Raw genomic sequence first — 17,010 nt, forward strand, 5'->3', positions numbered from 1 at the left:
TTCACCTCCGGGGGTCGAGCACCAGCTTCCCAGTCGTGGCCCGCGAGCGCAGTGCCTCGTGCACAACTCGCGCGTCTGCCAAGGGATATGTGCCGCCGAGCTGGGGCACGAGGTCCCCGCTCGCGACCAGGTTCAGCAGCTCGGCCATGGGCTGGGCGTGCAGCTCGGGGCGGCCCAGGGCGTGCATCAGCCAGAAGCCGACGACCGCGCGCGAGTGGCCCATCAGCGCGCCGGCGGTCAGCGGCTTCGGCTCCGCGCGGGAGGCGAGGCCGTAAGTGACCAGGCGACCGAAGGGGGCGAGCGCCGCGAGGGAGGCGTCGAAGACCGGGCCGCCGGTCATCTCCAGGACGATGTCGACCTTCTTGCCGCCGTTCGCCTCGACCAGGCGGTCCTTGAGGCCCTCCGGGTCCGCGTCCACGGCCTCGTCCGCGCCGAGGGAGAGCGCCAGCTCGCGCTTCTCCTTCGTCGACGCCGTCGCGATCACCCGGCCCGCGCCGAAGCGGCGCGCCAACTGCACGGCCAATGACCCCGTCCCGCCCGCTGCCGCGTGGACGACGACCGACTCGCCCGGCGCAAGGCGCGCCGAGGTCCGCAGCAGGTTCCAGGCCGTGAGGCCCTGGATGACCAGCGCCAGGGCCGCCGCGTCGGAGACCTCGTCCGGTACCTCGGTCGCCATCGGCGCCCAGGCGCAGGCGCGCTCGGCGTAGCCGCCGGTCGCCGTCAGTGCGACGACCCGTCGCCCGTCCGAGGCCCGGCCGACGACCTCACCGCCCGGGATCATCGGCAGGGAGCTGCTCGAGAGGTAGGAGTCCTCGACCGCGTGGGTGTCGGCGTAGTTCACGCCCGCGCCGTCCACCTCGATCAGCAGCTGGCCCGGTTGCGCCACCGGCTCGGGCACCTCTGCCAGCTGCAGGACCTCAGGTCCGCCGAACTCCGTGATCTGGATCGCCCTCATCCGCGCTGCTCCCTGCCTACGACTACAACCTACCGACGGGTATCTTGTGCACAACATACCCGTCGGTATGCCCGCTGGCTACGGCACGGCCACGGTCGTCACCAGCTGCTGCTGGCGGTTGGCGGGGTTGCTGCCGTCGTCGTAGGTGGTGACAGAGGTCGTGTAGTCGACCTGCCCGGCGGCCGTGTTGCCGAAGTAGTCGCCGAGGAACGTCGGGTTGCCGGTCGCCGACTCGCTCGGCGAGTTGAGCTGGGGGTCGAAGGCGTGGGCGGACAGCCGGATGTTGCCGCCGATCGGGGTGAGGGACGGGTTGTAGAACTGGATCGCGGTGTCCACGCAGTAGTTGGCCGCGCCGTACGGGGGCAGGACGCCGCCGTAGGCGGGGTTCGACCGGTCCAGTGCCAGCCCGGCAGCGGCGGCCTCGGCGGTGCCGGCGGTAGCGCAGCTCAGACGGCGGTCGTAGAAGGCGACGCTGACCGTGCCACTCGGCGCCGCGGTGAGGTTGGGCTGGAACTCGTCGACGGGCGTGGCGTTGTCGTTGACCTGGATCGGGGAGGACCAGCTCGCGCCGCCGTCGTAGGAGGCGGTGAGCAGCACGTTGCCGAAGCCCGTGCTGTAGTCCTCGTAGGCGACGTAGAGCGGGTAGTGGCCGTTCACCGCGACCGGTCCGGTGGTGAAGGTGTTCTCGATGCCGTCGCGGAAGGTCGTGTTGGCGTAGGTGCCGGGCGGCGGGGTGATGCCGTTCACGGCGATGCCGGTGGTCGACCAGCTCGCGCCGCCGTTTGTCGAGCCGTCGACGAAGACGGTGGCGTTGGCGTACCGGTGGGCCGGGTCGAAGTTGGTGACCGTGGTGTACACCGAGCCGTCCGGTGTCACGTGCGGCAGCAGGTAGGTGGCGCCGGTCGGGGTGCTCGGCGGCTCCGGCAGGGCCTCAGGCGCCGACCAGCCGGTGTGGGTGCCGTCCGGGCGGGCGTCGGCGTAGGAGACGTAGGGCACCGGGGTGATGTTGTGGAAGTCCACCCACATCGCGTAGATGCGGTTGTAGTGCGGGCTCGCCGGGTTGTCGTCGATGGTGATCCACTGCTTGTCCGGGCCGTTGCCGATGCTGTCGTAGGTGGCGACGTAGTCGGGGTGGCCGCTGCGCGTGCTGATCCACTGGGCGGCCGTGGTCGAGCCGTGCGGGCGTACCGCCACGCTGATCACCTCGGCCGGCACGGCCGGGTTGGCCTCCTGCGAGGTGCCGATGGAGTAGTCGTGGCTGCCGTCGGCCTTGTAGGTGAACTGGTACGGCAGGATCAGCTCGTAGTAGTTGCCGTATCCGTCGAAGGCGCCGACCGGGTCGGTGTTGTCCGTCCAGCCCTCGTAGCCGGGGATGTGGCCGCTGACCGGCCAGCTCTTCCCGCCGTCGAAGGACTCGTAGAAGCCGAGCAGGTGGTTGTAGCCCTCGGGACTGGCCACCCACTTCGACGAACCGATCAGATGCTTCGGGTTGGTCGGGTCGACCCGGATGTCCGACTCGGAGTGGTCCTTGACCAGCATCGACGAGACGGCCGGGAATCCGGGGTTGCTGCCCAGCTGGGTGGCGTACGGTCCGGCCGCGCCGGTGTCCTCGCCGGTCGTCGCGCCCGGGCAGGCGGACTCGCCGCTGTAGCCGTCGTTCGGCCCGTAGTTCGCGGCGTAGGGGACCTCCGGCCGGTAGCAGCTGACCGCGCCGGCGGCGGAGGTGGCCAGGATGTCGGTGACGTGGTGCGCGCTCCCCGACGACGAGAACGCGCTGTCGCTCTGCAGGCCCTGCGGGACGATGCCGATGCCGGGATCAGGCGGGTTCGCGGCGGCCGAGGCGCTCGGTGGCGCGGTCAGGGCGAAGGCGAGCAGGGCGGGGACGGCGAGCAGGGCGAAGCGGCGTGACCTCACGGAACCTCCGGTTGGCGAATCCGAATCGACACGAGCAGCCAGGCTTCTGGCACCGGCAGGTTAGGCGCGTCCAGGCGGCCCCGCGGCGCCGGGCGTCAGAAACGACACAGGAATGGCATGAACGCGGACATGGACGCGGGCATGCCGAAGCCCCGGACCCTCGCCGTGGGTCCGGGGCTCGGCTTCCCGGCACGCGGGCGCGCCGGGAAGTCCGGGCAGCACACCGTCCCAGCGCGTGCCCGGAGTCTTTACCAACTTGGTTGGTCTATGTGGTCGGCTCAGCCTCGTGAGGCGAGCTCCTTGGCCGCGTCGGCGCAGGCCTTGGCGATGCGGTCCTCGTTCACCGTGGTGAGGGTGCCGTTCTCGACCACCGCGCGGCCGTTGACCAGCAGCAGCGACAGCGGCGGCAGCGCGCCCATGGTGAGGGCCGCGACCGGGTCGGCGATCGACGAGTGCATGATGCCGTCGATCTTCCACAGCGCCAGGTCGGCCAGCTTGCCGACCTCCACCGAGCCGATCTCGGCCTGACGGCCCAGCACCCGCGCGCCGCCCATGGTGCCGAGGCGCAGCGCCTGGCGGCCGGTCAGGGCGTCCGGGCGGCCGTGCAGGCGGTTGATGAGCAGTGCGTTGCGCAGCTCGGTGCCGAGCTCGCCGGACTCGTTGGAGGCGGTGCCGTCCACGCCGAGGCCGACCGGGACGCCGGCGGCGAGCATGTCGGGCACACGGGCGATGCCGGCCGCGAGGCGGGCGTTGGAGGAGGGGCAGTGGGCGACGCCGGTTCCGGTCTCCGCGAACTTCCTGATGTCGGAGTCGTTCATGTGGACGCAGTGCGCCATCCACACGTCCTCGCCGAGCCAGCCGACCGACTCGAAGTAGTCGGTCGGGCCCATGCCGAACAGCTCCTTGCAGAACTGCTCCTCCTCGGCCGTCTCCGAGCCGTGGGTGTGCAGCCGGACGCCTTTGCGGCGGGCCAGCTCGGCGGCCTCACGCATCAGGTCCGTGGTCACCGAGAACGGCGAACAGGGCGCGATCGCGACGTGCAGCATGGAGCCGAAGGAGGCGTCGTGCCACGTGTCCACGGCCGCCTCGGAGGCGATCAGGATGTCCTCGGTCTTCTCCACCGCGTGGTCCGGCGGCAGGCCGCCGTCGCTCTGGCCCCGGGACATCGAGCCGCGCAGCGCGGTGAAGCGCAGTCCGAGCTCGGAGACGGCCTCGATGGAGGCGCCCAGGATGTCGCCGCCGCCCTTCGGGAAGACGTAGTGATGGTCCGACGCCGTCGTACACCCGGACTTGAGCAGCGCGGCGGCGCTGCCCTGGGAGGCGGCGTGGACGAGCTGGTCGTCGATCCGCGCCCAGGTCGGGTAGAGCGCGACCAGCCAGTCGAACAGGATGCTGTTCTGGGCCAGGCCACGGGTGATCCACTGGTAGAAGTGGTGGTGCGTGTTGACCAGGCCGGGGGTGATCAGGTGGCCCTCGGCGTTGATCCGGCGTACGACGTTGTCGAGCCACGCGGGGGCGGGGCCCTCGCCGACGGACTCGATGACGTTGCCGGCGATCACGACGTGGCCGCGCTTGTACTCGGTGTCCAGCGCGTCCACGGTGGCGATCGCGGCGTTCTCGATGACGATTCTTTCGACCACGCGGTCGCTGGGGTCGGTCATCTCGTTCTCCTCGAAGGCGGTTCGGGAGGCGCAGCGGTGGCCGTCTTGCTGATGTTGCTGCCGCTGCGCTCTCGCCCTTGTCAGGGGTACCGCCGTCGGGTGCTGCTGCCCAGGGCGGGACGGCGGGAGAATCCCTGGGGTACTGCCTCGAGGTTATGCGTCAGGCCACCGGAATGACGGGGGTGACACCCTCGCGGTGCACGGTTCCCTCGATCAGGCCGTACATCCTGTCCGCAGCGTAGTAGACCTCGTTGTTGTTCTCCATACCGAACGGCTCCAGATCCACCAGGAAGTGGTGCTTGTTCGGCATCTCCAGGCGGACCTCGTCCACCTCGGCGCGGTTGTTGAGCACGCGGGTGCCCATCGCGTAGAGGGTCTGCTGCAGGGAGTACGAGTAGGTCTCGGCGAAGGCCTCGAGCAGGTTCTTGCGGACCTGCTGGTAAGAGCGGTCCCAGTTGGGCTCGGGCTCGTTGTCGACGCCGGTGAAGCCGAACTTCCAGCGCGCGGTGACCTGGGTGGCGAGGATCCGGTCGTACGCCTCCTTGAGGGTGGTGTACTCGTCCTTGATGTAGCCCCAGAACTCCGAGTTGGTGGAGTTCATCACGGTCAGGTCCTTCAGGCCCGAGATGATCTGGAAGCCGGTGCCGTCGTAGACGATCTCGGACGTGCGCACCTCGGTGCCGCGGCGCACAAAGGAGTGGCCGATCTGCTCGCTGCCGATGAAGCGGGCGTTGTTGTCGGGGATCGCGATGCGGTCCCAGACGTACTCCTCGACGCGGATCCGGGCGCGGTGGATCGGCGCGTTGTCGTCCACGAAGTGGCGGGCGAGGAGTATGCCGAAGTTCTCGGGCGACTGGATGCCGAACTTCTTGGCGTACGCGAACACGGTGTTCTTCGTCGTGTCCGTGGGCAGGCAGTTCGCGTTCGAGCCGGTGAGGTGGACGTCGTCCAGGTCGCCGGAGAGGGCGACGGAGACGTTCAGGTCCCGGATCTCGTGGCGGTTGCCGTTGCGGGTGATCCGTACGACGCGGTTCTCCGCCTTGCCGTACTGGTTCTGGCCGAGCACGTGGGCCATGGTCTTAGCTCCCTCGGTAGACGGAGTACCCGAACGGGTTGAGCAGCAGGGGTACGTGGTAGTGGGCTTGGGCCGGGTCGACGTCGAAGACGATGGAGACCTCGGGGAAGAACGCTCCGCCGGTGGTGAAGCGGAGCCGCAGCACGGTGCCGGAGGCGAGGTCCGGGACCGGCAGGTCCTTGCAGCGGCCGTCGGCGTCGGTGGTGGAGGCCCCGAGGGCCTTCCACTCGCCGGCGACCTGCTGGGCCAGCTCGACCGGGAGGCCCTGGGCGGGCTTCCCGAGGCTGGTGTCCAGCACGTGGGTGGAGATGGAGGTCATGTCGTCCTCGCGGTGTGGAGCGGTGCCGGCCCCTGTGGACCGGCGACGTGCGGGACCGTCAGCCCTCGTTCAGCAGACGGTCGATGCGGATGTCGTTGATCTTGCCGAGCTCGCCCCGCACGATCTCCCGCTCGGTGGCGGCGTCGTTGGGGTAGCGCTCGCCGATCGCGGCGAACATGGTCTCCGCGGTGCGGCCGGTGGCGCAGATCAGGAAGACGTGGCCGAACTTCTCCTCGTAGGAGGCGTTCGCGGCGGCGAGCGCGTCCAGCAGCTCCTGCTGGGCGCCCGCGACACCGGCCTGCTCGCGCTCGGACGTGGCGTCGCCCGGCTTGGGCGTGCCGATCCGGGCGTGGCCGGCCATGGCGTCGAGGAGATCGGAGGCGCCCAGGGCGGCCATCGCGTTGGTGTTGGCGCTGTGGAAGGCGGCCTCGTCGCGGAAGGGGCGGGCGAGCCTGACCAGCTTCGCCCAGGTGGAGCTGGAGCAGATCTCCAGGAGGAGCGCGTCCAGCTCCCCGTCCTTGGCCGCGTTGACGCGGTCGAGCGAGGTGGTTGCCGGGGTGGCGGGTTGGGTCACTCGTGACCTCCAAAAGTGGTTGCCACGAGAAACGTAGGAGCCGCCACCCCTGATCGTCAACAGTTTGTTGAAGAAAACCTGTTCGCGTCGTTGATCGGCACTGCGTTGATCGGCACTGCGTTGCTCGGGGCTGTACCCGAAGGCCCGGTCAGGACGGTTGGTCCTGCTTTCCGGCCGCCTGCTGGCGGTTGAGGTAGTTGTACACGGTGAACCGGCTGACGCCGAGCGCCGCCGCCACTGTCTCGACCCCGTGCCGGACGGTGAACGCGCCGCGTTCCTCCAGTAGGGCGACGACGCGCTGCTTGCCGGCCCGGTCCAGCTCGGTGAGCTCGCCGCCGCCGAACTGACGCTTCACGTCGGCCAGCAGCCGGTCGAGCGCGCTCTCCAGGCCGGGCAGCCGCACGGCCACGGCCGGCGCGCCCTCCCATTCGAGCACGACGTCGTCCGGCCGGGTCTGCCCCAGGCCGACCGCGCTCGCGCCGACGGCGTCGAGCAGCGGCTTGATGGCTATCGCCAACGGGTGCTGTTCCTCGCTCATCCCGCCCCCTCCCGATCGGCGATCGGCTCGCCGTCCTCACCCACCACGCTCACCTGGAGGGAGATCCGGGTGGCCCCGTGGGCCAAGGTCTCCCGCACCAGGCGGTCGATCGCTGCGAGCGTCTGCTCGGCCGTGCCCTCGGCGCTGGTGCCGAACGGCCCGACGTCGACGCTGAGCCCAGCCTCGTCGACCACACGCCTGGCTGTCTTCGCATGTTCAGGGAAGCCGTCCAGTTCGAACGGCTCGGTCGTGAACTCCACCTTCAATCGCACGCCCGAAGCGTAACCGTGAAACGCGACTTGGGAACCCTCCCCTTGACAAACTGTTGAAGCGTCGTGGCATAGTTTCATCAAGCAGAAAACATCTTCCGCATAGTGGAATCAGCGGAACTCGTGGAACTGGTGATGGCATGACCGCCGCTGAGCAGAGCTGGCTGAACCAGCGCTGGACCGTCAACCTCTCGATCCTCTTCACCGAGCTGCCGCTGGTGGAGCGCCCCGCTGCCGCGAAGGCGGCGGGCTTCGACGCCGCCGAGCTGTGGTGGACCCTGGACGGTCCCACCCCGCCGCAGGCCGAGCTCGACGCGCTGCGCCAGGCGTTCGTGGACGCGGGCGTCCAGCTGACCGGCCTCAACTTCGACGCCGGCAACATGGCAGGCGGCGACAAGGGCCTTCTCTCGCGTCCCGCTGACTCGCAGCGGTTCCGCGACAACATCGCGGTGGCGGTCGGCCTGGCCGACTCCCTCGGCTGCAGGGCGCTGAACGCGCTGTACGGCAATCGGGTGGACGACGTACCGGTGGCCGAGCAGGACGAACTCGCTCTTGAGAACTTGGCGCTGGCCGCGCAGGCCGCCAACGGGATCGGCGCGGTGCTTCTGGTCGAGGCACTGAACGCGCCGGAGGCGCCGCAGTACGGGCTGCTCAGCTCGAAGGACGCGGTGGCGGTGGTGGACGCGGTGAACGCGGCCACTGGCCTCGGGAACACGAAGTTCCTCTGCGACCTCTACCACCTGGCCCGCAATGGCGAGGACCTGCCCGCGGTGATCGCCGAGTACGCGGACCGGATCGGTCACGTGCAGATCGCGGACGCGCCGGCCAGGAACTTCCCCGGCAGCGGCGAGCTGGACTTCCCTGCGCTTCTGGCGCAGCTGGATGCCGTTGGCTACGAAGGCTACATCGGTCTGGAGTACAAGGCCGTGGCCGGGGTTGCCAGCGTCGACAGCTTCGAGTGGCTGCCGCGCGAGCTCCGTAGCAGCGCCCTTTAATTCACCACCCGGGGCGGGGGTGACTGCTCGCTGGGCGCCAGCCGTGCTGCCTGGTTGCTCGCGCAGTTCCTCGCGCCCCTGAGGGTGCAACCCCACCTTTGCCCAAAACGTTCCCTCGGAGGAGAACTCCATGAGCACCACTTCGCGCCGGATTGCCTTCATCGGCCTCGGCATCATGGGCAGCCCGATGGCCGCCAACCTCGTCAAGGCCGGCCACACCGTCACCGGTTACAACCTGGTGCAGGCGCCGATCGACCGGCTCATCGCCGACGGCGGCAAGGGTGCCGGCTCGATCGCGGAGGCCGTCAAGGACGCCGAGATCGTCATCACGATGGTCCCCGCCGACCCGCAGGTCGAGGCCGTGTACTTCGGTGAGGACGGTGTTCTGGAGAACGCCGCCGCCGGCGCCCTGCTCGTCGACATGAGCAGCGTGACCCCGCAGATCTCGCAGCGTGTCGCCGCCGCCGCCGAGGAGAAGGGTCTGCGTTCGCTGGACGCCCCCGTCTCCGGTGGCGAGGCCGGCGCGATCGAGGGCGTGCTCTCGATCATGGTCGGTGGCAAGCGCGCCGACTTCGACGAGGCCGAGCCGATCCTCAAGGCGCTCGGCACCACCGTCGCGCTGGTCGGCCCGTCCGGCTCCGGCCAGACCGTCAAGGTCGCCAACCAGCTCATCGTCGCCGTGAACATCCAGGCGTGCGCCGAGGCCGTCGTCTTCCTCGAGAAGTCCGGCGTGGACCTGGAGGTCGCGCTCGACGTGCTCAACGGCGGCCTGGCCGGCTCGACGGTGCTGACCCGGAAGAAGAACAACTTCCTCAAGCGCGACTTCGCGCCGGGCTTCCGCCTCGACCTGCACCACAAGGACATGGGCAACCTGCTCTCCGCGGCCCGCGCCGTCGAGGTCCCGCTGCCCACCGCGGCGCTCGTCGCCGACTTCATCACCGCCATGCGCAACGCCGGCGACGGCGGGCTGGACCACTCCGCCCTGCTGCGCAACCTGGAGCGCCTGTCCGGAAAGGTCAACTGACATGGCACGCATGACCGCCGCCGAAGCCGCCGTCGAGATCCTCAAGCTCGAGGGTGTCACGAACATGTTCGGACTCCCCGGTGCGGCGATCAACCCGTTCTACGCGGCCATGCGCAGCCGTGGCGGCCTGCACCACACGCTGGCCCGCCACGTCGAGGGCGCGTCCCACATGGCCGAGGGTTACACCCGGGCCAAGGCCGGCAACATCGGTGTCTGCATCGGGACCTCGGGCCCCGCCGGGACCGACATGATCACCGGTCTCTACTCGGCCCAGGCCGACTCGATCCCGATCCTCTGCATCACCGGCCAGGCCCCCGTGGCCAAGCTGCACAAGGAGGACTTCCAGGCGGTCGACATCGCGTCCATCGCGAAGCCGCTGACGAAGATGGCCGTCACCGTGCTGGAGCCGGCCCAGGTGCCCGGCGTGTTCCAGCAGGCCTTCCACCTGATGCGTTCCGGTCGTCCCGGCCCGGTTCTGATCGACCTGCCGATCGACGTCCAGATGGCCGAGATCGAGTTCGACATCGACACCTACGAGCCCCTGCCGGTCTACAAGCCGGCCGCGACCCGTCGTCAGGTCGAGAAGGCGCTGGACCTGCTCCAGGCGAGCGAGCGTCCGCTGATCGTCGCCGGTGGCGGCATCATCAACGCCGACGCCGCCGACCTGCTGGTCGAGTTCGCCGAGCTGACCGGCGTCCCGGTGGTCCCGACCCTGATGGGCTGGGGCACCATCCCGGACGACCACCCGCTCACCGCGGGCATGGTCGGCCTGCAGACCTCGCACCGCTACGGCAACGCGACGATGCTGGAGTCCGACTTCGTCATCGGCATCGGCAACCGGTGGGCCAACCGCCACACCGGCAACGACACCTCGATCTACACGGCCGGCAAGAAGATCGTCCACGTGGACATCGAGCCGACCCAGATCGGTCGCGTCTTCGCTCCCGACTTCGGCATCGTGTCGGACGCCAAGGCCGCGCTGGAGCTGTTCGTCGAGGTCGCCCGCGAGCGCAAGGCCGCGCAGCTGCTCAAGGACTACAGTGCCTGGGCCGCGAGCTGCCAGGAGCGCAAGGCGACGATGCTGCGCAAGACGCACTTCGACAACGTGCCGGTCAAGCCGCAGCGCGTGTACGAGGAGATGAACAAGGCGTTCGGGCGCGACGTCCGCTACGTCACCACCATCGGCCTCTCACAGATCCAGGCCGCGCAGCTGCTGCACGTCTACAAGGACCGGCACTGGATCAACGCCGGCCAGGCGGGCCCGCTGGGCTGGACCGTCCCCGCTGCGCTCGGTGTCGCCACCGCGGTGCCGGACGAGACCGTGGTCGCGCTCTCGGGCGACTACGACTTCCAGTTCATGATCGAAGAGCTGGCCGTCGGCGCGCAGTTCAACATCCCCTACGTCCACGTCGTGGTGAACAACGCGTACCTGGGCCTGATCCGTCAGGCGCAGCGCGGCTTCGACATGGACTACTGCGTCCAGCTGTCCTTCGACAACGTCAACGCCCCCGAGCTCAACGGCTACGGCGTGGACCACGTCAAGGTCGCCGAGGGCCTGGGCTGCAAGGCGATCCGCGTCTTCGAGCCCGGCGAGATCGGCAACGCGCTGGAGCAGGCGAAGAAGCTCGCGGCCGAGTTCAAGGTCCCGGTGATCGTCGAGATCATCCTGGAGCGGATCACCAACGTCTCCATGGGCGTCCAGATCGACGGGGTCAACGAGTTCGAAGAGCTCGCCACGGCTCCCGGCGACGCGCCGACTGCGGTGCTCGGCGGCTAGGCGCTCCGCGCGGGGGAGCTGTTCCGGCGGAGTGAACATGGCGGGTGCCTGCCCGCGAGTCGGCCGCAGGCGCCCGCTGCTCCTCCCTGGCCCCCCGCAACCGCGCCCGCAGGGCGCATAGTCTCCTCCCGGCGGCGCCCCCATAAATGTGGGGACATCCGGTCGTGCCCTCGCCGTCGGGAGGCATTCTTCAATGAGTACGAAGTCGAAGGTGAGGCTGTCGATGCTGCAGAACCAGGGCCATGTGGTGATCGCGCCCGACAAGTTCAAGGGCAGCCTCACCGCGTCCGAGGCGGCCGAGCGGATCGCCGCCGGCGTGCGCCGCGCGCTGCCAGGTGTCGAGGTGCGGACGCTTCCCGTCGCCGACGGCGGGGAGGGGACGGTGCTCGCGGCCGTCGCGGCGGGCTTCGACGCCGTGCCGACCCGCGTGGACGGGCCCACCGGCGAGCAGGTCGAGGCGGTGTTCGCGGTCAGGGGGGAGACCGCGGTGATCGAGGCGGCCCAGGCCAGCGGCCTGCAACTGCTGCCGGGCGGCGTCAAGGCGCCGCTGACGGCGGGCAGCTACGGCACCGGCCAGCTGATCCGCCGGGCGCTCGACCTGGGCTGCACGAGGATCGTGCTCGGCCTCGGCGGCGTCGCCTGCACGGACGGCGGCGCGGGCCTGGCCCAGGCGCTGGGCGTGCGGCTGCTGGACGTCGACGGCGAGGAGTTGCCGCCCGGGGGAGCGGCGCTGGCCCGCCTCGACGCGGTGGACCCAGGTCCGCTCGCGGACACCCTGTCCGGCGTCGAGTTCGTCGTCGCGAGCGACGTCGACAACCCCCTGCTGGGGGAGCGCGGCGCGCCCGCGGTCTACGGACCGCAGAAGGGCGCGACGCCGGACGACGTCGCCGAGCTCGACGCGGCACTGGCCCACTGGGCCGACCATGTCGCCAAGCTGACCGGCACCGACCTCCGCGACGCGCCCGGCGCGGGCGCGGCGGGCGGCCTCGGCTTCGGCGCGCTGGCCCTCTTGGGGGCCTCTCTACGGCCCGGGATCGCGCTTCTGCTCGATCTGCTGGGCTTCGACCAGGCGGTGCGGGGAGCCCGCCTGGTCGTGACCGGCGAAGGCTGCCTGGACGTGCAGACCCTGCACGGCAAGGCGCCCGCCGGGGTCGCCGAGGCGGCGACCGGGGCGGGAGTCCCGGTGGCAGCCGTGGCCGGCCTGCTGGAGCTGTCCGAGACGCAGTGGCGTGCCGCAGGGTTCGTCGCCGCGCTCTCGCTCTCCGAGCTGGCCGGCCCCGGCGGAGACAGTCTCACCCGCGCCGGGGAACTGGCGGAGCTGGCTGGGGAGCGGCTCATCGCTTCGCTCTTCGGCGCGGGCTGAGACTGCCGTTGGGCAGACGGGGAAGTTGCACTATCCAGGGGCGCGGGGAACTGCGCGACAAGCCACCGGCATGCGGATGGTCCTCACCGAACAGGGCCATCCGCACAGGGTGGTTTCTCGCGCAGTTCCCCGCGCCCCCGGATCGTAGATTGACCTGAGAGTGCATCCCTGAAGGCCTTCAACAACTCGTTGAAACAAACCGTTGACGTTTTGTTGAAGGCGCGCCTAGGCTCTCGTTAACCCAATCAGGAGGCCCAAGTTGACCAAGGTTTTCCGTTCCCGAAACGCCGTCCTTCCGGACGGTGAGCGCGCCGCCGACGTGGTCGTGAGCGAGGGGCGGATCACGGAGGTCCTGGGCTACGGCGAGGCGACCGAGGGCCAGATCGTCGATCTCGGTGAGCTCGCGCTCCTGCCGGGTCTCGTCGACAGCCACGTGCACGTCAACGAGCCCGGCCGCACGGAGTGGGAGGGTTTCGTCACCGCGACCCGCGCCGCCGCCGCCGGCGGGGTGACCACGATCATCGACATGCCGCTGAACTCGATCCCGCCGACGACCACGGTCGCGAACCTCGAGGCCAAGCGGAAGGTCGCCGAAGGCCAGCTCTACATCGACACCGGCCTGTGGGGCGGTGCCGTCCCCGACAACACCGCCGACCTGGCCGGCGTCCACGCCGCCGGCGTGTTCGGGTTCAAGAGCTTCCTCGCCCCCTCCGGGGTCGATGAGTTCCCGCACCTGAACGCCGAACAGCTCGAGCTCGCGCTCGCCGAGCAGGCGCGGATCGGGGCGCTCGCGATCATCCACGCCGAGGACCCGCGGATCCTCGACGCCGCCCCGCACACGCCGGGCCCGGCCTACGCGGACTTCCTCGCCTCCCGCCCCGACGACGCCGAGGCCGTCGCCGTGACCGGGCTGCTGCAGGCAGCCAAGCGCACCGGCGCCCGCGTCCACATCCTGCACGTCTCCTCCGCGGCCGTCCTGCCGCTTCTGCGCGCCGCCCGCGCGGACGGCGTCCAGGTCACGGCGGAGACCTGCCCGCACTACCTCACTCTCGCCGCCGAGCAGATCCCGGCCGGCGACACCGCCTTCAAGTGCTGTCCGCCGATCCGCAGCGAGTCCAACCGTGACCTGCTCTGGGAGGCGCTCGCCGCAGGCGAGTTCGCCGGGATCGTCTCGGACCACTCGCCCTCCACGCCCGAACTCAAGCACCTGCCGCGCCTCGGCGGCGACGGCGACTTCGCCGCCGCCTGGGGCGGCATCGCCTCGCTCCAGCTGGGCCTGCCGGCGATCTGGACCGAGGCGCGTCGCCGCGGTCACAGCCTCGCCGACGTCGTCCGCTGGATGTCCGCAGGCCCCGCCGCGCTCGTCGGCCTCACCACGAAGGGCGCCATCGCGCCCGGCATGGACGCCGACCTGGTGGCCTTCGACCCGGACGCCGACTTCACCGTCGACCCGGCCGGGCTGCACCACCGCAACCCCGTGACCCCTTACGCAGGCCGCTCGCTGACCGGCGTCGTGCGCACCACCTGGCTCCGTGGCGAGCCGGTGGACGTGACCAACGCGAACGCTGTCCCGAACGGCCGCCTGCTGACCCGAGGAGAAGCATGACCGACGCACAGAAGCCCGCCGCCTTCACCGAGTTGGTCAACCTCGCGGCCCGGTCGCTGGGCGCAGGCGTGATCGACACCAACGACGAGCTGTTCGCGGAGAAGGAGAACCTCCTCGTCGCAAAGCCCGCCGAGTTCCGCCCGCACACCTTCGGCCACAAGGGCCAGATCATGGACGGCTGGGAGACCCGCCGCCGCCGTGGCGTGGACGCGTTCGAGCCGCACCCGACCGACGACGACCACGACTGGGCCGTCGTCCGACTGGGCGTCCCCGGCGTGATCCGCGGCGTGATCGTCGACACCGCGCACTTCACCGGCAACTACCCGGAGTCCGGCTCCGTCGAGGCCGCGTCCATCCCGGGCACGCCCTCCCCGGCAGAGGTCGCCGTCGCCGAGTGGACCGAGATCGTGCCGCGCACCGCGCTCAAGGGCGACACCGCGCACGAGTTCGAGGTCGCCGCCGAGCAGCGCTTCACGCACGTCCGCCTCAACATCTGGCCCGACGGCGGCGTCGCCCGCCTGCGCGTCCACGGCGAGGTCGTCACCGACCCGCGCGACCTGGCCGGGCTGACCTTCGACCTGGCCGCCCAGGAGTTCGGCGGCGTCGCCACCGGCGCGTCGGACCGCTACTTCTCCTCCCCGCACAACCTCAACTCGCTCGGCCGCGCGGCCGTCATGGGCGAGGGCTGGGAGACCCGCCGCCGTCGCGACAAGGGCAACGACTGGGTCGAGCTCGACCTGGTCGGCGAGGGCGAGGTGCTGGGCGTCGAGATCGACACCACCCACTTTGTCGCCAACTGCCCCGGCTGGGCCGCCGTCTCCGGCCGCGACGCCGCGACCGGCGAGTGGATCGAGCTGCTGCCGCGCACGCGGCTCCAGCCCGACACCCGCCACCGCGTCCGCGTCGAGCCGCGCGCGGCCGTGACCGCCGCCCGCCTGGACGTCTTCCCCGACGGCGGCATCGCCAGGCTCCGCCTGACCGGCCGCCTCACCGAGGCCGGCCGCGCCGCGCACGCGCTGCGCTGGCTGAACCTGCTGCCGGCCGCCGAGGCCGAGCAAGCGCTCGCCGAGTCCGGTCTGACCGCCCCCGAGGCGCAGGCCCTCACCGCCGCGCGCCCGCTGGCCGACGCCGGAGCCGTGCGCTCCGCCGAGGCCGCGCTGACGCCGGCCGACACCCCCGACGGCGCGGAGACCTCCCGCCGCCGGGCCGCGATCTGGCGGCTGCTGGGAGTTTGACGACGGCCCTTCCAGCAGCCGCCGAACCATCTCTCCACCATCTCTCCACCATTGACGACGGCCCGCCCCCAGCCTCCGGCCGGGAGGTGCCCCCGTTAGCCTCCGGCCGGGAGGTGCCCCCCCTTAGCCGCCGAACCACCCCCTACTTCTCCATCACTTCACCCGCGAAGACAGACGTCTGAGCCGATCCGGAGTACCTCCATGTCGAAAATCCTGACCACCGAGTCCGGCGCCCCGGTCGCCGACAACCAGAACTCCGCCCAGGCCGGCATCGGCGGGCCCGTGCTGATCCAGGACCAGCAGCTGATCGAGAAGCTGGCCCGCTTCAACCGCGAGCGCCTCCCGGAGCGCATCGTGCACGCCCGCGGCTCCGGCGCGCACGGCTACTTCGAGGTCACCGACGACGTCACCCCGTTCACCCGGGCGGCCTTCCTCGGCACGGTCGGCAAGCGCACCGACGTCTTCCTGCGGTTCTCCACCGTCGCGGGCAACCTCGGCGCGGCCGACGCGGTGCGTGACCCGCGCGGCTTCGCGCTGAAGTTCTACACCGAAGAGGGCAACTACGACCTCGTCGGCAACAACACCCCGGTGTTCTTCATCAAGGACCCGATCAAGTTCCCCGACTTCATCCACTCGCAGAAGCGTGACCCCTACACGGGCATGGGCGAGGCGGACAACGTCTGGGACTACTGGTCCTACTCGCCCGAGTCGCTGCACCAGATCACCTGGCTCTTCGGCGACCGCGGCATCCCGGCCTCCTACCGTCACATGAACGGCTACGGCTCGCACACCTACCAGTGGGTCGCCGAGGACGGCGCCGCCTACTGGGTGAAGTACCACTTCAAGACGAACCAGGGCATCCGCTGCCTGGACGCCGAGCAGGCCGCCGCCGTCGCGGGCCAGGACCCGGACAGCCACCAGCGTGACCTGCACCAGGCCATCGAGCGCGGGATCTTCCCGACCTGGACCGTCTACGTCCAGCTGATGCCGGTCGCCGAGGCGTCGGAGTACCGCTTCAACCCGTTCGACCTGACCAAGGTCTGGCCGCACAGCGACTACCCGCTGCAGCGCGTCGGCCGCCTGGTGCTCAACCGCAACCCTACGAGCGTCTTCGCCGAGGTCGAGCAGGCCGCGTTCTCGCCGAACAACTTCGTGCCCGGCATCGGCCCGTCCCCGGACAAGATGCTCCAGGGCCGCCTCTTCGCCTACGCCGACGCGCACCGCTACCGCCTGGGCGTGAACCACACCCAGCTGGCGATCAACGCGCCGAAGGCCACCGTGGCGAACAACTACGGCCGCGACGGCCTCGGCGCCGTCAACCCGGCCGGCCGGGCCAAGAACTACGAGCCCAACTCGTACGACGGCCCGCGTCAGACGGACGCCGCGCTGGCCGCGCCGACCGCGGTCTCCGGCTGGACCGGCAACCACGTCGCGCCCGCCCACGCCAAGGACGACGACTTCTTCCAGGCCGGCGAGCTCTACCGACTGATGTCGGACGGCGAGAAGGACCGCCTCATCGCCAACCTGGCCGGCTCCATCGGCTCGGTCACCCGCGACGACGTCGTCGAGCGCGTCCTGCCGTTCTTCCACGCGGCGGACAGCGACTACGGCCGTCGGCTCGAGGCCGCGGTCAAGGCCGTCCGTAACGCCGACGAGAGCTGAGCCGTACTGCTTCTCCGTCACCCTCCGCCCACGCCGTCACCGT

The 17,010-nt window shown here is 70.4% G+C and carries 14 protein-coding genes and 1 pseudogene; 7 read left to right on the plus strand and 8 right to left on the minus strand.

Annotated elements, in window-relative coordinates:
- Position 1: 1 nt before the first annotated feature.
- From ABIA32_RS18550 to ABIA32_RS18585, 8 genes are all read right to left on the minus strand, one after another.
- Positions 2-955, minus strand: coding sequence for a zinc-binding alcohol dehydrogenase family protein (locus tag ABIA32_RS18550; RefSeq protein WP_370096477.1), 954 nt, complete (start codon positions 953-955; stop codon positions 2-4).
- 78 nt (positions 956-1,033) lie between these two features.
- A complete protein-coding gene (locus tag ABIA32_RS18555) occupies positions 1,034-2,869 on the minus strand; it encodes a sialidase family protein (protein ID WP_370096479.1) in 1,836 nt (611 codons plus the stop codon).
- Between the two features lie 278 nt (positions 2,870-3,147).
- Positions 3,148-4,530 carry an 8-oxoguanine deaminase gene (locus ABIA32_RS18560; RefSeq protein ID WP_370096481.1) on the minus strand — a complete coding sequence of 461 codons (1,383 nt, stop codon included), beginning with the start codon at positions 4,528-4,530 and terminating at the stop codon, positions 3,148-3,150.
- A 160-nt stretch (positions 4,531-4,690) separates the two neighbouring features.
- Entirely contained in the window at positions 4,691-5,605 is a 915-nt protein-coding gene (pucL, locus tag ABIA32_RS18565; RefSeq protein ID WP_370096483.1) for a factor-independent urate hydroxylase, read from the minus strand.
- Between the two features lie 4 nt (positions 5,606-5,609).
- Positions 5,610-5,924, minus strand: a complete 315-nt coding sequence (gene uraH, locus ABIA32_RS18570) for a hydroxyisourate hydrolase (protein WP_370096485.1) — start codon at positions 5,922-5,924, stop codon at positions 5,610-5,612.
- Between the two features lie 58 nt (positions 5,925-5,982).
- Positions 5,983-6,498: a 2-oxo-4-hydroxy-4-carboxy-5-ureidoimidazoline decarboxylase gene (gene uraD / locus ABIA32_RS18575; RefSeq protein WP_370096487.1), complete on the minus strand. Its 516-nt coding sequence runs from the start codon at positions 6,496-6,498 to the stop codon at positions 5,983-5,985.
- A 148-nt stretch (positions 6,499-6,646) separates the two neighbouring features.
- The gene (locus tag ABIA32_RS18580) at positions 6,647-7,036 is read right to left on the minus strand and encodes a helix-turn-helix domain-containing protein (RefSeq protein ID WP_370096489.1); all 390 of its coding nucleotides are present in this window, start codon (positions 7,034-7,036) and stop codon (positions 6,647-6,649) included.
- Positions 7,033-7,308: a thiamine-binding protein gene (locus ABIA32_RS18585; RefSeq protein ID WP_370096491.1), complete on the minus strand. Its 276-nt coding sequence runs from the start codon at positions 7,306-7,308 to the stop codon at positions 7,033-7,035. Before ABIA32_RS18585 ends, ABIA32_RS18580 begins: the two co-directional genes overlap by 4 nt.
- 137 nt (positions 7,309-7,445) lie before the next feature.
- Between ABIA32_RS18585 and ABIA32_RS18590 the strand changes: the two genes are divergently transcribed.
- The 7 genes and pseudogenes from ABIA32_RS18590 (at position 7,446) to ABIA32_RS18620 (ending at position 16,967) form a co-directional block, all read left to right on the plus strand.
- A complete protein-coding gene (locus ABIA32_RS18590; RefSeq protein WP_370096493.1) occupies positions 7,446-8,300 on the plus strand; it encodes a TIM barrel protein in 855 nt (284 codons plus the stop codon).
- Between the two features lie 130 nt (positions 8,301-8,430).
- A complete protein-coding gene (locus ABIA32_RS18595; protein ID WP_370096495.1) occupies positions 8,431-9,324 on the plus strand; it encodes a 2-hydroxy-3-oxopropionate reductase in 894 nt (297 codons plus the stop codon).
- A gap of 1 nt (position 9,325) precedes the next feature.
- The gene (gcl, locus tag ABIA32_RS18600) at positions 9,326-11,101 is read left to right on the plus strand and encodes a glyoxylate carboligase (protein WP_370096497.1); all 1,776 of its coding nucleotides are present in this window, start codon (positions 9,326-9,328) and stop codon (positions 11,099-11,101) included.
- 193 nt (positions 11,102-11,294) lie between these two features.
- The gene (locus tag ABIA32_RS18605) at positions 11,295-12,464 is read left to right on the plus strand and encodes a glycerate kinase (RefSeq protein ID WP_370096499.1); all 1,170 of its coding nucleotides are present in this window, start codon (positions 11,295-11,297) and stop codon (positions 12,462-12,464) included.
- Positions 12,465-12,723: 259 nt separating this feature from the next.
- On the plus strand, positions 12,724-14,070 hold the full coding sequence (gene allB, locus ABIA32_RS18610) for an allantoinase AllB (RefSeq protein WP_370096501.1): 1,347 nt from the start codon (positions 12,724-12,726) through the stop codon (positions 14,068-14,070).
- A pseudogene (gene alc / locus ABIA32_RS18615) lies at positions 14,067-15,092 on the plus strand (allantoicase); the annotation flags it as partial. The gene allB and the pseudogene alc, both read left to right, overlap by 4 nt.
- Positions 15,093-15,506: 414 nt before the next feature.
- Positions 15,507-16,967, plus strand: a complete 1,461-nt coding sequence (locus tag ABIA32_RS18620; protein WP_370096503.1) for a catalase — start codon at positions 15,507-15,509, stop codon at positions 16,965-16,967.
- The last annotated feature ends 43 nt before the right edge of the window (positions 16,968-17,010 follow it).

The organism is Streptacidiphilus sp. MAP12-20 (genome assembly GCF_041262525.1).
Taxonomy (GTDB): domain Bacteria; phylum Actinomycetota; class Actinomycetes; order Streptomycetales; family Streptomycetaceae; genus Streptacidiphilus.

What these genes read in the sequence shown, in the direction of transcription:
- ABIA32_RS18560 (WP_370096481.1), bottom strand. Translation starts at nt 4,530, where the DNA reads ATGACCGACCCCAGCGACCGCGTGGTCGAAAGAATCGTCATCGAGAAC.
- uraH (WP_370096485.1), bottom strand. Translation starts at nt 5,924, where the DNA reads ATGACCTCCATCTCCACCCACGTGCTGGACACCAGCCTCGGGAAGCCC.
- gcl (WP_370096497.1), top strand. Translation starts at nt 9,326, where the DNA reads ATGGCACGCATGACCGCCGCCGAAGCCGCCGTCGAGATCCTCAAGCTC.
- ABIA32_RS18595 (WP_370096495.1), top strand. Translation starts at nt 8,431, where the DNA reads ATGAGCACCACTTCGCGCCGGATTGCCTTCATCGGCCTCGGCATCATG.
- pucL (WP_370096483.1), bottom strand. Translation starts at nt 5,605, where the DNA reads ATGGCCCACGTGCTCGGCCAGAACCAGTACGGCAAGGCGGAGAACCGC.
- ABIA32_RS18580 (WP_370096489.1), bottom strand. Translation starts at nt 7,036, where the DNA reads ATGAGCGAGGAACAGCACCCGTTGGCGATAGCCATCAAGCCGCTGCTC.
- ABIA32_RS18620 (WP_370096503.1), top strand. Translation starts at nt 15,507, where the DNA reads ATGTCGAAAATCCTGACCACCGAGTCCGGCGCCCCGGTCGCCGACAAC.
- ABIA32_RS18605 (WP_370096499.1), top strand. Translation starts at nt 11,295, where the DNA reads ATGAGTACGAAGTCGAAGGTGAGGCTGTCGATGCTGCAGAACCAGGGC.
- ABIA32_RS18550 (WP_370096477.1), bottom strand. Translation starts at nt 955, where the DNA reads ATGAGGGCGATCCAGATCACGGAGTTCGGCGGACCTGAGGTCCTGCAG.
- ABIA32_RS18590 (WP_370096493.1), top strand. Translation starts at nt 7,446, where the DNA reads ATGACCGCCGCTGAGCAGAGCTGGCTGAACCAGCGCTGGACCGTCAAC.